We start from the raw sequence: 12695 nt of genomic DNA, 5'->3' as shown, positions 1-12695 counted from the left end.
TAATAATCGGAGGTATGAACGGGCTGAAAATCAATAAAACAATATTGATTCCTAATGACCACAGAAAATATGGTCTGTAAAACAGTAGTATGGCCTCAAAGCGTTGCATGTTCAATGAAAACGAAAAAAATTAGCGTTTATTTTTTTGATTTTTTGATATGAGATAAAAAAACAATCAATTCATAAATTATCGTATTTTTGCCACACAATTTAAGAAAGTAGATGTTAGAAAAACTTCAAATAATAAAGCAGCGTTTTGATGAAGTCAGCGATTTGATTATTCAACCGGATATCATTTCCGATCAAAAACGTTATGTTGAATTGAATAAGGAATACAAGGATTTGCGTGTTCTTATGGATAAACGTGATGCCTATATTGAATTGACAGATAATTTAAAAGAGGCTGAAGAAATTTTAGCTGATGGTAGCGATGCAGAAATGGTGGAAATGGCCAAAATGCAATATGAAGAAGCCAAAGAGGGTATACCAAAGTTAGAAGAGGAGATTCGATTTTTATTAATTCCAAAGGATCCAGAAGATTCTAAAAATGCCGTAGTAGAATTACGTGCAGGTACAGGTGGTGATGAAGCCAGTATTTTTGCAGGCGACCTGTTTAGAATGTACTCAAAGTACTGTGAGAGTAAAGGCTGGAAGGTTGATACCGTTGATTTTAGTGAAGGGACTAATGGCGGGTTTAAAGAAATTCAATTCGAAGTAACTGGGGAAGACGTATATGGAACTTTAAAATTTGAAGCAGGTGTACATCGTGTACAACGGGTACCTCAAACTGAAACTCAAGGCCGTGTTCATACCAGTGCAGCGACTTGTATGGTATTCCCGGAAGCGGAGGAATTTGATATTGAAATAGACCCAAAAGATGTACGTATTGATTATTTCTGTTCATCAGGACCTGGAGGTCAATCGGTAAATACGACTTATTCGGCCGTGCGTTTAACACATATTCCAACAGGATTGGTAGCACAATGTCAGGATCAAAAATCCCAACACAAAAACAAGGAAAAGGCATTTAAGGTATTACGTTCCAGGTTGTACGATTTGGAGTTGGCCAAAAAGCAAGAAGAGGATGCTGCCAAGCGTGGTAGTATGGTTTCTTCGGGTGATAGAAGTGCCAAAATTAGAACTTATAATTACCCGCAAGGTCGTGTGACTGATCATAGAATCGGATTGACACTATATGATTTGCAAAACATTGTGAATGGTGACCTTCAAAAAATAATTGATGAATTAATGCTTGCTGAAAACACTGAAAAGTTAAAAGCGAGCGACGAACATATTTAATTTAAGGCCTCTTTTTGAGGCTTTTTTTATAACATGACAACACAACAATTAACTGAACAAATCAAAAAAAAGAAATCATTTCTTTGTATTGGTCTTGATGTCGATTTGACTAAAATTCCACAGCATCTTCTCAAGGAAGATGATCCTATTTTTGCCTTCAACAAAGCTATAATAGACGCTACTCACCATTTATGTGTGGCTTATAAACCCAATTCCGCTTTTTACGAAGCTTATGGTATTAGAGGTTGGAAGGCTTTGGAGAAGACCATAAACTACATAAACACCAATTATCCTGAAATTTTTACAATAGCAGATGCGAAAAGAGGAGACATAGGTAATACCAGTAGTATGTATGCCAAAGCATTTTTTGAGGATTTAGGTTTTGATAGTGTGACGGTTGCTCCTTATATGGGTAAAGATTCGGTAGAGCCATTTTTGGCATTCGAAAACAAACATACCATTTTACTGGCATTAACGTCCAATCAAGGAGCCTTTGATTTTCAAACTAAATCATTGGAAGGAAAAGAATTGTACAAACAGGTTTTACAAACTTCTAAAACCTGGAAGAACGCCAATAATTTAATGTATGTTGTTGGCGCCACTAAAGCAGAATATTTAACTGAAATTAGACAAATAATTCCAGATAGTTTCTTATTAGTTCCAGGTGTTGGAGCACAAGGAGGAAGCTTACTAGACGTTTGCAAGTATGGAATGAATGAGCAGGTTGGTTTGTTGATCAATTCATCAAGGGGGATTATTTATGCGTCAAATCAAGAGGATTTTGCACAAGCAGCTGCGATAAAGGCCAAAGAATTGCAACGCGACATGGAAACTATTTTAAAGTAGTTTCAAAATGCAAGTCAAAGATCAACTTCAGAGAACTATCCATATAGATAAAACGCCTAAACGTATTGTGTCTTTGGTACCCAGTCAAACAGAGTTGCTCTGTTATTTAGGTTTGGAAAATTTATTAGTTGGTGTTACTAAATTTTGTGTTCACCCAAAAAATCTTTTTAAGGATAAAACCATTGTAGGTGGCACTAAACAGGTTCATGTTGATAAAATTCAAGAACTACAACCAGATATTATATTATGTAACAAGGAGGAAAATACGATAGAAATTGTCAATTCATTAGAAGCTATTGCTTCTGTCCATATTAGCGATATCAATTCTATTGAAGACTGTTTGGAATTGATTGCTATGTATGGCCAAATATTTAAGATTGAAGAGAAGGCGAGTAGCTTAATAAAGCGTATTCAAAATGCGCAATCCAAATTTGAATTATTTACAAAGTCACAACCCAAACCCATCGTTTCATATTTTATATGGAAAGATCCCTGGATGGTTGTTGGAAAGGATACGTTTATTAACTACATGTTGGAATTGAATGGGTTTGAAAATTATTTTGCGAACTTGTTACGTTACCCAGAAATTCACTTGAATAAAGAATATTCAGAAATCGATTATGTCTTTCTTTCCAGTGAACCATATCCATTTAAGGAAGCACATTATTCACAAATTAAACCTTATTTTCCCAATGCGAAAATCATAATAGTTGATGGTGAAATGTTTTCATGGTACGGAAGTAGATTGTTGCAATCTTTTGATTACTTCAAAAAACTGCGACAAGATATTTCTAAATAGACATTTTAAGTAAGCGATTGCGTAAAATCTCTGTGCAGGTAATTCAGGCGATTTAATTCATCTAAAAGTTTAATGGCTTGGTATTCTGAAATATCACTTTCAGCAGAATCTGTTTGTCTTAAATTATAGGCATTTTCCATCAATTGCTTGTAGCGTTTTTGAAGTCTTTTACGATGGTTGGTTATTTCAGACAAACTTTTCATTTAAGTCATAATAGAAAAATAAATATATTTAAAATATTGTAATTCAGCAAATTAAAAATCAAAAAAAATTACAAAAAAAATCGGCCTTGAAAAAGCACCGATTTTTTTAACTAACTAACTCTTACTCGTCCTGATTATGTGGAAGTAAATACTTTAATGAGAACACTGCAAATTTGGTGATTTATTTAAAATCTAATGTTATGTTAATATTAGTAATTTATTAAGATTCATTTAATAAATTGAGTTTTTAAATTTTTGAAAATCATGAGATTATTTGTGTCTTTTTTAATTTGTTTAGCTACCTTATCGATACAAGCACAAGGAAATACTTGTAACTGCTGTAGTGAAAAATATTCTGAATTTGATTTTTGGATTGGTGAGTGGACTGTTATCAATCCAGATGGATCCCAGGCAGGAACCAATACCATTACGAAAAGTCAAAATAATTGTTTGTTACAGGAAAATTGGAAAAGTGCCAATGGAAAAGTTACAGGCACGAGTAATAATTTTTATAATTACAAAACTGGCCAGTGGGAACAAATCTGGATTGATAATTTAGGAGGCAGTTTACATCTTAAAGGGAACCGTGAAGGTGATAAGATGATTATGAGAACAGATGATGAAACCAACAAAAAAGGAGATACCATTTACCATAGAATTACCTGGACATTGAATAAAGACGGTTCTGTGCATCAGTTTTGGGAGACCATAACCAATAACAAAGATATTACCGTAGCTTTTGACGGTTTATACCGAAAGAATGTTAATTAGTATTAATCCTGTAACGCAAATACTTTACGCAATAAATCTGTTGATCTTGATGATATTTTAGTGCGAATTTCTTGTTCTTCAACGGCAATCATTTTGTAAACACCTTTTAGGGCTTCTCCTGTAACGTAATCAGTTAGGTCAGGATTGACATCTGCTGTGAATGGAATAGCGTTGTATTTATTGATTAAATTTTCCCAAATAGCATCTGCGCCAACCTTACTGAATGATTCATTAATTACAGGGTGAAATTTGTTGTAGAGACTCGTTTGCGTCCTATTTTCTAGATACGTAGTGGCTGCTCTATTATCACCAAGTAAAATATTTTTTGCATCATTGAATGTGATGCCTTTTACAGCATCTACAAAAATTGGGGTCGCCTCTCCAACAGCATCTTCTGCAGCTCTGTTTAATACCTTAAGGCCTTCATCTGCTAAATTGCCCAAACCGATATCGCGAAGTGCTTTGTCCACTTTCTGAAGTTCTTCCGGAAGTAAAATTTTGACTAATTCATTTTTAAAATATCCATCTTTTAAAGAGAGCTTGCTGACTTGTTTGTCAATTCCTTGGTCCAAAGCTTCACGTAATCCAGAAGCAATTTCGGCATTGCTTATTCCAGTCGTGTTTTCTGGTAACTGATTGACAACCTCCTGCAGTTCAGCACAAGCGGATAGATTTAAAATAAGTACAAAGGCTAACAATTTACGCATCATAGTATTGGGTTTATTATCTTTAACAAAGATAAAAGTAATCCTATGAAACCTATTCAATTATTATGCCTAATTATCTTTATGTTATTCATTGGCTGTGATAAAAAAACAATACTAAATGTTAAAGAACCTTATGAAACTTCAAGGCAGTATATTACCGTATTGGGTATTGCTCAAGATGCTGGTTATCCGCAAATAGGATGTGAAAAAAAATGTTGTGCTTCTTTTTATGGAGGTTTGGAGGATAGGAAGCTAGTTTCTTGTCTAGGTTTAGTAGATTTAAATAAGAAAGGTAAGTGGCTATTTGATGCCACTCCAGATATAACAGAACAAGTTCAAATTTTAAAAGAAAAGCATTTAAAAAATGATAAATTAATTGATGGCGTTTTTTTAACGCATGCACACATTGGGCATTACACGGGTTTGATGTATTTTGGCAGAGAAGCCATAGGTGCGAATAGAATCCCTGTTTATACCATGCCAAGAATGAAATCTTATCTAGAAAATAATGGTCCGTGGAGCCAACTAATAACGTTGGATAATATTGATTTAAAACCCTTGCAAAGTGATTCGACAATCGTTTTAAATACCAACTTAAAAGTCACCCCCTTATTGGTACCACATCGCGATGAATATTCTGAAACAGTAGGTTATAAAATTGAAGGGAAAAATAAATCGGCTTTATTCATACCAGATATTGATAAATGGAATGCATGGAATCGAAATATCATTGATGAGGTCAAAAAAGTGGACTATGCTTTTTTAGATGCTTCTTTCTTTGCTGATGGAGAATTGGAGCGTGATATGAGTAAAATTCCACATCCGTTTACCACTGAAACAACATCTTTATTCGAAAATGAATCGTTAGAAACCAAAAACAAGATTCATTTTATACATTTCAATCATACCAATCCAGCTATTAAAGACTCTCACCCGCTGAAGGATAGTCTTCAGAATCTAGGTTTTCGCTTTCCAAAAGAAGGCAGTCTTTTTGAGCTTTAGACTGTTAGATAATTATTAAAAACAGGAATATTTTTTTGAATATTTCGTAATTTTGCCGCACTAAAAAGTCAGATTCATAATTCATGAAACAAGTAGCACCTTATAAACCAAAGCATAAAGTTAGAATAGTCACCGCAGCCTCATTATTTGATGGACATGATGCCTCCATTAATATCATGAGACGTATCATTCAGGCAACTGGTGTTGAGGTCATTCATTTAGGGCATGATCGCAGTGTAGAGGAAGTGGTCAATACGGCTATTCAAGAAGATGCCAATGCTATTTGTTTAACGTCTTATCAAGGAGGTCATACTGAATACTTTAAGTATATGCATGATTTGTTGGCCGAACGTGGTGCAGGCCATATCAAAATTTTTGGCGGCGGTGGTGGCGTGATTTTGCCTTCTGAAATTAAGGAACTTATGGATTATGGTATTGACCGTATTTATTCTCCTGATGATGGTCGTGAAATGGGTTTACAAGGTATGATTAATGATTTGGTTGAGAAGTCTGATTTTGCGATTGGTGACTCTTTAAATGGTGAAGTAGATAGTTTAGAAAAGAAAAATCCAAAGGCTATTGCGAGAGTGATTTCTTCAGCTGAGAATTTTCCTGAAGTCGCTAAAGATTCATTGGATAAAATTCATAACAAAAATAAAAATTCCAAAACACCAGTTTTAGGAATAACGGGAACTGGTGGTGCAGGTAAGTCGTCCTTGGTTGATGAATTAGTACGCCGATTTTTAATAGATTTTCCAGAAAAAACGGTTGGGTTAATTTCAGTAGACCCCTCAAAAAGGAAAACAGGAGGTGCTTTATTAGGCGATAGAATTCGCATGAATGCCATTAATTCACCACGTGTTTATATGCGAAGTTTGGCAACAAGACAATCCAATCTGGCTTTATCCAAATATGTACATGAAGCGGTTGAGGTGCTCAAGGCCGCTGAATACGATTTAATCATTTTGGAAACATCGGGTATTGGTCAATCGGATACGGAAATTATTGAACATTCTGATGTGTCACTATATGTTATGACCCCTGAATTTGGTGCGGCAACCCAATTGGAGAAAATCGATATGCTTGATTTTGCAGATTTGGTAGCCATCAACAAATTTGACAAACGTGGGTCATTGGATGCCTTACGCGATGTCAAAAAACAATACATGCGTAATAATAATCTTTGGGACATCCCTCAAGAGGAATTACCGGTTTATGGAACAATAGCCTCTCAATTTAATGATCCAGGGATGAATACATTGTATAAAGCCGTTATGGATAAATTAGTGGAAAAAACAAAAACCGATTTAAAATCCACTTTTCATATTTCAAATGAAATGAGTGAAAAGATTTTTGTTATTCCGCCTTCTAGAACGCGTTATTTATCTGAAATAGCAGAAAATAATCGTTCCTATGACAAAACAGCCAATGAACAGGTTGAGGTCGCTCAAAAACTATATGGGATTTATAAAACATTAGAAACAGTTGTCGGTAAAACGCCAGTTTTAGACAAAGCGGGAATCGATTCAAAATCCATTGAATCTAGCAAGCAACCAGATTTTGTAAAGTTATTGGTTGGTGAGTTTGACCGTGTTAAATTAAATTTAGACCCATACAACTGGGAAGTTATATTAGGTTGGGATGATAAAGTCAACAAATACAAAAACCCAGTCTATTCCTTTAAAGTTCGTGATAAGGAAATTAAAATAGAAACCCATACAGAGTCACTGTCACATTTGCAAATACCTAAAGTGGCTCTACCAAAGTATCAGGCCTGGGGCGATATTTTAAGATGGACATTACAAGAAAATGTGCCTGGTGAATTTCCATTTACTTCAGGATTATATCCTTTTAAGCGTACCGGAGAAGATCCAGCACGTATGTTTGCTGGAGAAGGTGGACCCGAAAGAACAAACAAGCGTTTTCATTATGTGAGCCAAGGTATGCCAGCCAAGCGTTTATCTACAGCCTTTGATAGTGTGACTTTGTATGGAAATGATCCTGATTTACGCCCTGACATTTATGGTAAAATTGGTAATGCTGGTGTCAGTATATGTTGTTTAGATGACGCCAAGAAATTGTACTCCGGATTTAATCTAGCCGATGTTATGACTTCTGTGAGCATGACCATTAATGGTCCAGCTCCAATGTTATTAGGATTCTTTATGAACGCAGCCATTGATCAACAATGTGAGATTTATATCAAGGAAAATGGACTTGAAAAAGAAGTAGAAGCCAAGATTGCTAAAATATACAAGGAAAAAGGTGTCGAAAGACCAAAATACAATGGAGACTTACCAGAAGGCAATGATGGTTTAGGTCTAATGTTATTGGGTATTACGGGAGATCAAGTATTACCGGCAGATGTTTATCAAGAGATTAAAACACGAACCATTGCGCAAGTTAGAGGAACGGTTCAAGCGGATATTTTAAAGGAAGACCAGGCTCAAAACACCTGTATTTTTTCAACTGAATTTGCCTTGCGATTAATGGGTGATGTTCAAGAGTATTTCATTGACAACAATGTCCGTAATTTTTACTCGGTTTCCATTTCAGGATATCATATAGCAGAGGCAGGAGCCAATCCTATTACGCAACTGGCTTTAACTTTATCAAACGGTTTTACCTATGTGGAGTACTACTTATCACGAGGGATGGACATTAACAAGTTTGGACCAAACCTATCGTTCTTCTTTTCTAATGGTATTGATCCTGAATATGCCGTTATTGGTCGCGTAGCGAGAAAAATTTGGTCAAAAGCCATGAAGTATAAATATGATGCCAATCCAAGAGCACAAATGCTTAAATATCATATTCAAACTTCTGGACGCAGTTTACACGCGCAGGAAATTGACTTTAACGATATTCGTACAACACTTCAGGCACTATATGCTATTTATGACAACTGTAATTCATTGCATACAAACGCTTATGATGAGGCCATTACAACACCTACTGAAGAATCTGTGCGTCGTGCTATGGCTATCCAGTTAATTATTAATAAAGAGCTCGGATTGGCCAAAAATGAAAATCCAATACAAGGCTCGTTTATTATTGAAGAATTAACCGATTTGGTTGAGGAGGCTGTATTAATGGAATTTGACAGAATCACAGAACGCGGTGGTGTGTTGGGAGCTATGGAAACGATGTACCAACGTAGCAAGATTCAGGAAGAAAGTTTATACTATGAAACCTTGAAACATAATGGGCAGTTCCCAATCATTGGAGTTAATACATTTTTAAGTTCAAAAGGGTCACCAACGGTTCAACCTGCCGAAGTCATTCGTGCGACTGAAGCCGAAAAGCAATATCAAATTAAAACGCTGGAGAACTTACATAAAGGAAATGACACGACAGCCTTATTAAAAAATTTACAACAAACAGCCATTAACAATCAAAACATATTTGAAGCACTAATGGATGTCTGCAAAGTGTGCTCTTTAGGACAAATTACGGATGCGTTATTTGAAGTAGGTGGACAGTATCGTCGTAATATGTAGTGTTATTTTTTATCAAACACTCTTTTTAGAGCAATACCCAATTTAAACCCGGAAATAGTAAAGGCATTTTGAATACGCCTCAAATAGGTCCATTCACTGTCGTTGTCCTCCTTGTCATTATCGGCTGTGGTTATCCCGACAGGAATGGTTGTCATTTTCTTTTTGGTATCCTGTTCAAAGATGTGAAGTTTTAATTTAACTTTTGAAGGCGATTTTGCAATGCCTATATCATATCCTGCATAAATCCATGACACTTCAACCAGCATGTAATAATTCGTGCTCAAGGATTCATCTAAAGAAAAAATTGGCGCTTGATAACGCTCTAATGTTTCATTGAGCTTGGAAACGTAAGCCTCTTGCCATAAAGAGTCTTTATGTTTAAAATAGGCATGGGTCCAACCTGTGCTATCCTTTTGTCTGGAGGCCATTTTTTCCTCGAAATAATCAATAAAAACTATTTCCGAAAGATTATCAGCATTAAATGATAGATTATCATACTTGAATTTAACCAGAACATGGGTTTCGTTTTTTAGAAATTCCAGTTTTTTCTTGTCAATTTTAATATGTTGGGAAAACGCAGAAAGGCTAATTGTCGTTAAAACAACCCATAAGATATGTTTCATGGATATCTGTTAAAGATTCATGTTAAATATAGGAAAAGCGCACTAAAGAGTCAACATCCAGGTGTGTTGTAATTTTTTGAATTTTTGTAGTTCAGAACGTAACAAAGGCAGGTAATCCTTACCATTACTATTGCAGTTTTCCAAACGTTTTACATTTTTGTTTAAGAGCGATGTTAGACGCTTAATAGAGGCAATGTGCTTGTGTTTTTTTTCTGTGTAGCGTTCCTGTTCTGCTTTTTCAATTTCAGGAGCCAATGACACGGATTGCTGCACAATATCTCCTGAAAAGTAAATATGGTCGTCTTCTGCACCATTAGGAAGTAATCCATTTAAATCTTGATTTAAATAAGTAGAAATGCTTCTGGATAGGATAATGATTTCCATAGCCTTCTGATATATAGGCGAATGGAACAAGTTTGATGGCGCGTTTGATAACATGTTTATAATAGCAATTTTATCAAAATTACTTACTAATGCTGAATTTATTCTTTAATATTTAATGTAAAATTGTATATTTGGTTTAATTATTAATTATTTTAAGACATTTTTATTTAAAATGAGTATTGATTCGTTGAACTGGAAGATTCTTGGTTGTTTGCAAAAAAATGCGCGTATGAGCAATGCAGAAATTGGACGACAGGTTGGGATAAGTTCGCCAGCTGTTTCAGAGCGTATCAAGAAAATGGAAGATTTGGGAATTATTCAGGATTATCATACAACTGTTTCACCCTTTGAGGCTGGTTATCAGTTAAAAGCCCTTATTACCATTCGTGCTTTTATGGGTATGTTAAAGCCCTTTTTGGAAAAGGTTAAGACTTATGATGAGGTTATCAATTGTTACCGAATTACCGGAAACGAGAACATTGTCATGGAAGTGGTTTTAAAAAACCAAAAACATCTGGAAACATTCATAGATCAATTAATTGTTTATGGTGAAGCGAAAACGCAGATTGTGCTATCACATGTTGTGAAGCACAATCCGGTTAAGCCATTAAAATAAGGTTAGTCCTCATCAATATCATCTTCATCGCCATTAAAATGAATGTCATCATCGGGATTTGGATCGTCATAGTTTACTCCAGGCGGATTGAACAAACCCCAACGGTCAATAATATAGTTCCAAGGGTCAAATGTTTTAACCCACTCGGCAAATAACACGCGAAATTCTTCCATTTCTTCACGAAGCACGTTAAGGTATTCGATATCCTTAAAGCCAAAGTCTTCAAGTATCATTAAGGAGGATAGAATCTCTCTGGCTGCCATTCTAATAGACGTAGCATTCTCCATTTTTAAATCATAGGGTGTTTCCTCATCCCAAACTTCGGCAATATTCGCAGGAATGATGAGTGAATTATCAACGAGATAATTTATGCTATTATCAATCATTTTGCCATCTTCTTCAGTTTCAAAAAACATCTCGGACTCCATGGCTATCTCAACAATAGAATCAGCAAGTTTTCTGATACTTTCTGCTTTTTGAAATATCGGTGAGTTTTCCCAAGGTCTATTCATGACTCAATTCATTTTTAGCTTTTAAATATCGCTTTAATATCCATAATAAAAAAGCACAAATTATACCAAGTACTGTCATAATGTACCAGGTATTGTCAAATCCCAAGTGATCTACTAATTGCATACCAGCATTATGTCCAAAAATATGGGCTATCGAGAATGAAATGGTGTATAAAGCCATATATTCTCCTTGATTCCCTTTTTTGGCACGTTCCATGGCAAATGCATTGGAAAATGGAAAGGCTATCATTTCACCAACCGTCATAAATAACATACCCACTAGCAAGATACCAACCCAGGAAGTAAGATTTAGGACCAAAAAGCTTGCTGCTGTTAAAAAAGCTCCAACTAACATGAGAAACGTTTTAGAATATTTTGTGTTTTCCAACCATTTAATTAATGGCATTTCCAATATGAAAATAAAGGCACCATTCAATCCTAATAACAACCCAATCTCCAATTCTGTTAAAGCATGGATATCTTTATAGTAAATTGGCATAGTAGAAAAATATTGTAAAAATATAATACCAAATACCGTCATGGATGCTAGAAAAATCCAAAATGCTTTATCGCTGTATGCTGATTGCGGATTCTCATTGATGACGTTGTCCGTTGTTTTCGCTTTTTTAGGATTCAATACTTTCATCAATAAAATGGTAGCCAGAATACAGGTAATGCCATCAACCCAAAATAAACCACTATAACTCATGGTTATAATAATTAAGCCTCCTAAAGCAGGACCTGCTGAAAAACCTAAATTTATTGCCAAGCGAATCAATGTTACGGAACGCGTTTTGTTTTCAGGTTTGCTGTATGCGCTTAATGCCACGTACATAGCTGGACGAAACATATCAGCAACCAACATAACCAAAAAGATGCCTATACAAATGGCAGTAAATGTGTTTAAAAATTGCAAACCAATAAATAAAATACCCGTTGTCAACAAACTTCTAACCATAACTTTATAATAGCCTATGGTATCTGTCAGTTTTCCACCTAACCATGAGCCAACTACAGATCCAAATCCAAAAGCTGACATAACCCATCCAACTTGATTTAATGTAAAGTTTAAGTCGGTTGTGAGGTAGAGTGATAGAAATGGAATAACCATGGTTCCAGCTCTATTGATTAAAGTGATTAGTGCTAACCACCACACTTCTCGAGAAAGTCCTTTAAACGTGTTTAAGTAATTGTTGAATAAAGTTTTCATTTTGATTGATTGTTATAAAAGTAAAAAGTCCGACGATATCGTCGGACTTTTCTATATTGTTTATTTGTATTTTTATATCATCATAATATATAGCTAGCCCAACTCTCAATCCAAGAGGTCTGTCTTTTAGTATATGTTACGATGCAGTTTTGCATAATTTTTCTATTTGTTAACCAAAACTAGGTAAAAAAACTTTAAGTTGTATTTTTGAAAACGAAAAAAA

General features: G+C 35.1%; 13 protein-coding genes. 7 read left to right on the top strand and 6 right to left on the bottom strand.

Annotated features, from left to right (window positions below):
• The first annotated feature begins 222 nt into the window (after window positions 1-222).
• The 3 genes from prfA to C1T31_RS07655 are packed head-to-tail and all read left to right on the top strand — an operon-like array spanning window position 223 to window position 2944.
• Complete coding sequence (gene prfA / locus C1T31_RS07665; protein WP_103051907.1) at window positions 223-1299, top strand: peptide chain release factor 1; 1077 nt, start codon at window positions 223-225, stop codon at window positions 1297-1299.
• A gap of 33 nt (window positions 1300-1332) precedes the next feature.
• Window positions 1333-2145, top strand: a complete 813-nt coding sequence (gene pyrF / locus C1T31_RS07660) for an orotidine-5'-phosphate decarboxylase (protein WP_103051906.1) — start codon at window positions 1333-1335, stop codon at window positions 2143-2145.
• 7 nt (window positions 2146-2152) lie between these two features.
• Entirely contained in the window at window positions 2153-2944 is a 792-nt protein-coding gene (locus tag C1T31_RS07655) for an ABC transporter substrate-binding protein (RefSeq protein WP_103051905.1), read from the top strand.
• A gap of 5 nt (window positions 2945-2949) precedes the next feature.
• Here the strand turns inward: C1T31_RS07655 and C1T31_RS07650 are convergent, their stop codons facing one another.
• The gene (locus C1T31_RS07650; protein ID WP_103051904.1) at window positions 2950-3147 is read right to left on the bottom strand and encodes a Lacal_2735 family protein; all 198 of its coding nucleotides are present in this window, start codon (window positions 3145-3147) and stop codon (window positions 2950-2952) included.
• Window positions 3148-3411: 264 nt separating this feature from the next.
• Between C1T31_RS07650 and C1T31_RS07645 the strand changes: the two genes are divergently transcribed.
• A complete protein-coding gene (locus C1T31_RS07645; protein ID WP_243398906.1) occupies window positions 3412-3918 on the top strand; it encodes a hypothetical protein in 507 nt (168 codons plus the stop codon).
• A 2-nt stretch (window positions 3919-3920) separates the two neighbouring features.
• On the opposite strand, the gene C1T31_RS07640 is transcribed toward C1T31_RS07645, so the two are convergent.
• On the bottom strand, window positions 3921-4625 hold the full coding sequence (locus C1T31_RS07640; protein WP_394338507.1) for a DUF4197 domain-containing protein: 705 nt from the start codon (window positions 4623-4625) through the stop codon (window positions 3921-3923).
• Window positions 4626-4670: 45 nt separating this feature from the next.
• Here C1T31_RS07640 and C1T31_RS07635 point away from each other — a divergent pair, with 45 nt between their 5' ends.
• Window positions 4671-5627, top strand: a complete 957-nt coding sequence (locus tag C1T31_RS07635) for an MBL fold metallo-hydrolase (protein WP_103051902.1) — start codon at window positions 4671-4673, stop codon at window positions 5625-5627.
• Window positions 5628-5710: 83 nt separating this feature from the next.
• A complete protein-coding gene (locus tag C1T31_RS07630; RefSeq protein ID WP_103051901.1) occupies window positions 5711-9127 on the top strand; it encodes a methylmalonyl-CoA mutase family protein in 3417 nt (1138 codons plus the stop codon).
• Window positions 9128-9129: 2 nt separating this feature from the next.
• On the opposite strand, the gene C1T31_RS07625 is transcribed toward C1T31_RS07630, so the two are convergent.
• Window positions 9130-9750 carry a hypothetical protein gene (locus C1T31_RS07625; RefSeq protein ID WP_103051900.1) on the bottom strand — a complete coding sequence of 207 codons (621 nt, stop codon included), beginning with the start codon at window positions 9748-9750 and terminating at the stop codon, window positions 9130-9132.
• Window positions 9751-9792: 42 nt separating this feature from the next.
• The gene (locus tag C1T31_RS07620; RefSeq protein ID WP_103051899.1) at window positions 9793-10188 is read right to left on the bottom strand and encodes a hypothetical protein; all 396 of its coding nucleotides are present in this window, start codon (window positions 10186-10188) and stop codon (window positions 9793-9795) included.
• Window positions 10189-10306: 118 nt separating this feature from the next.
• Here C1T31_RS07620 and C1T31_RS07615 point away from each other — a divergent pair, with 118 nt between their 5' ends.
• Complete coding sequence (locus C1T31_RS07615; protein ID WP_103051898.1) at window positions 10307-10750, top strand: Lrp/AsnC family transcriptional regulator; 444 nt, start codon at window positions 10307-10309, stop codon at window positions 10748-10750.
• A 2-nt stretch (window positions 10751-10752) separates the two neighbouring features.
• Here the strand turns inward: C1T31_RS07615 and C1T31_RS07610 are convergent, their stop codons facing one another.
• Both C1T31_RS07610 and C1T31_RS07605 read right to left on the bottom strand, forming a co-directional pair.
• Window positions 10753-11262 carry a four helix bundle protein gene (locus tag C1T31_RS07610; protein ID WP_103051897.1) on the bottom strand — a complete coding sequence of 170 codons (510 nt, stop codon included), beginning with the start codon at window positions 11260-11262 and terminating at the stop codon, window positions 10753-10755.
• A complete protein-coding gene (locus tag C1T31_RS07605) occupies window positions 11255-12472 on the bottom strand; it encodes an MDR family MFS transporter (RefSeq protein WP_103051896.1) in 1218 nt (405 codons plus the stop codon). The genes C1T31_RS07610 and C1T31_RS07605 overlap by 8 nt, the downstream gene beginning before the upstream one ends.
• Window positions 12473-12695: the final 223 nt, after the last annotated feature.

Source organism: Hanstruepera neustonica, assembly GCF_002895005.1.
GTDB classification, from domain to species: domain Bacteria; phylum Bacteroidota; class Bacteroidia; order Flavobacteriales; family Flavobacteriaceae; genus Hanstruepera; species Hanstruepera neustonica.
The sequence above is the reverse complement of the archived record's forward strand: the minus strand, read 5'-3'. Positions and strand labels throughout refer to the sequence as shown.

Excerpts from the sequence above, each read along its gene's own strand:
- prfA (WP_103051907.1), top strand. The coding sequence starts at position 223 with ATGTTAGAAAAACTTCAAATAATAAAGCAGCGTTTTGATGAAGTCAGC.
- pyrF (WP_103051906.1), top strand. The coding sequence starts at position 1,333 with ATGACAACACAACAATTAACTGAACAAATCAAAAAAAAGAAATCATTT.
- C1T31_RS07655 (WP_103051905.1), top strand. The coding sequence starts at position 2,153 with ATGCAAGTCAAAGATCAACTTCAGAGAACTATCCATATAGATAAAACG.
- C1T31_RS07650 (WP_103051904.1), bottom strand. The coding sequence starts at position 3,147 with ATGAAAAGTTTGTCTGAAATAACCAACCATCGTAAAAGACTTCAAAAA.
- C1T31_RS07645 (WP_243398906.1), top strand. The coding sequence starts at position 3,412 with ATGAGATTATTTGTGTCTTTTTTAATTTGTTTAGCTACCTTATCGATA.
- C1T31_RS07640 (WP_394338507.1), bottom strand. The coding sequence starts at position 4,625 with ATGCGTAAATTGTTAGCCTTTGTACTTATTTTAAATCTATCCGCTTGT.
- C1T31_RS07635 (WP_103051902.1), top strand. The coding sequence starts at position 4,671 with ATGAAACCTATTCAATTATTATGCCTAATTATCTTTATGTTATTCATT.
- C1T31_RS07630 (WP_103051901.1), top strand. The coding sequence starts at position 5,711 with ATGAAACAAGTAGCACCTTATAAACCAAAGCATAAAGTTAGAATAGTC.
- C1T31_RS07625 (WP_103051900.1), bottom strand. The coding sequence starts at position 9,750 with ATGAAACATATCTTATGGGTTGTTTTAACGACAATTAGCCTTTCTGCG.
- C1T31_RS07620 (WP_103051899.1), bottom strand. The coding sequence starts at position 10,188 with ATGTTATCAAACGCGCCATCAAACTTGTTCCATTCGCCTATATATCAG.
- C1T31_RS07615 (WP_103051898.1), top strand. The coding sequence starts at position 10,307 with ATGAGTATTGATTCGTTGAACTGGAAGATTCTTGGTTGTTTGCAAAAA.
- C1T31_RS07610 (WP_103051897.1), bottom strand. The coding sequence starts at position 11,262 with ATGAATAGACCTTGGGAAAACTCACCGATATTTCAAAAAGCAGAAAGT.
- C1T31_RS07605 (WP_103051896.1), bottom strand. The coding sequence starts at position 12,472 with ATGAAAACTTTATTCAACAATTACTTAAACACGTTTAAAGGACTTTCT.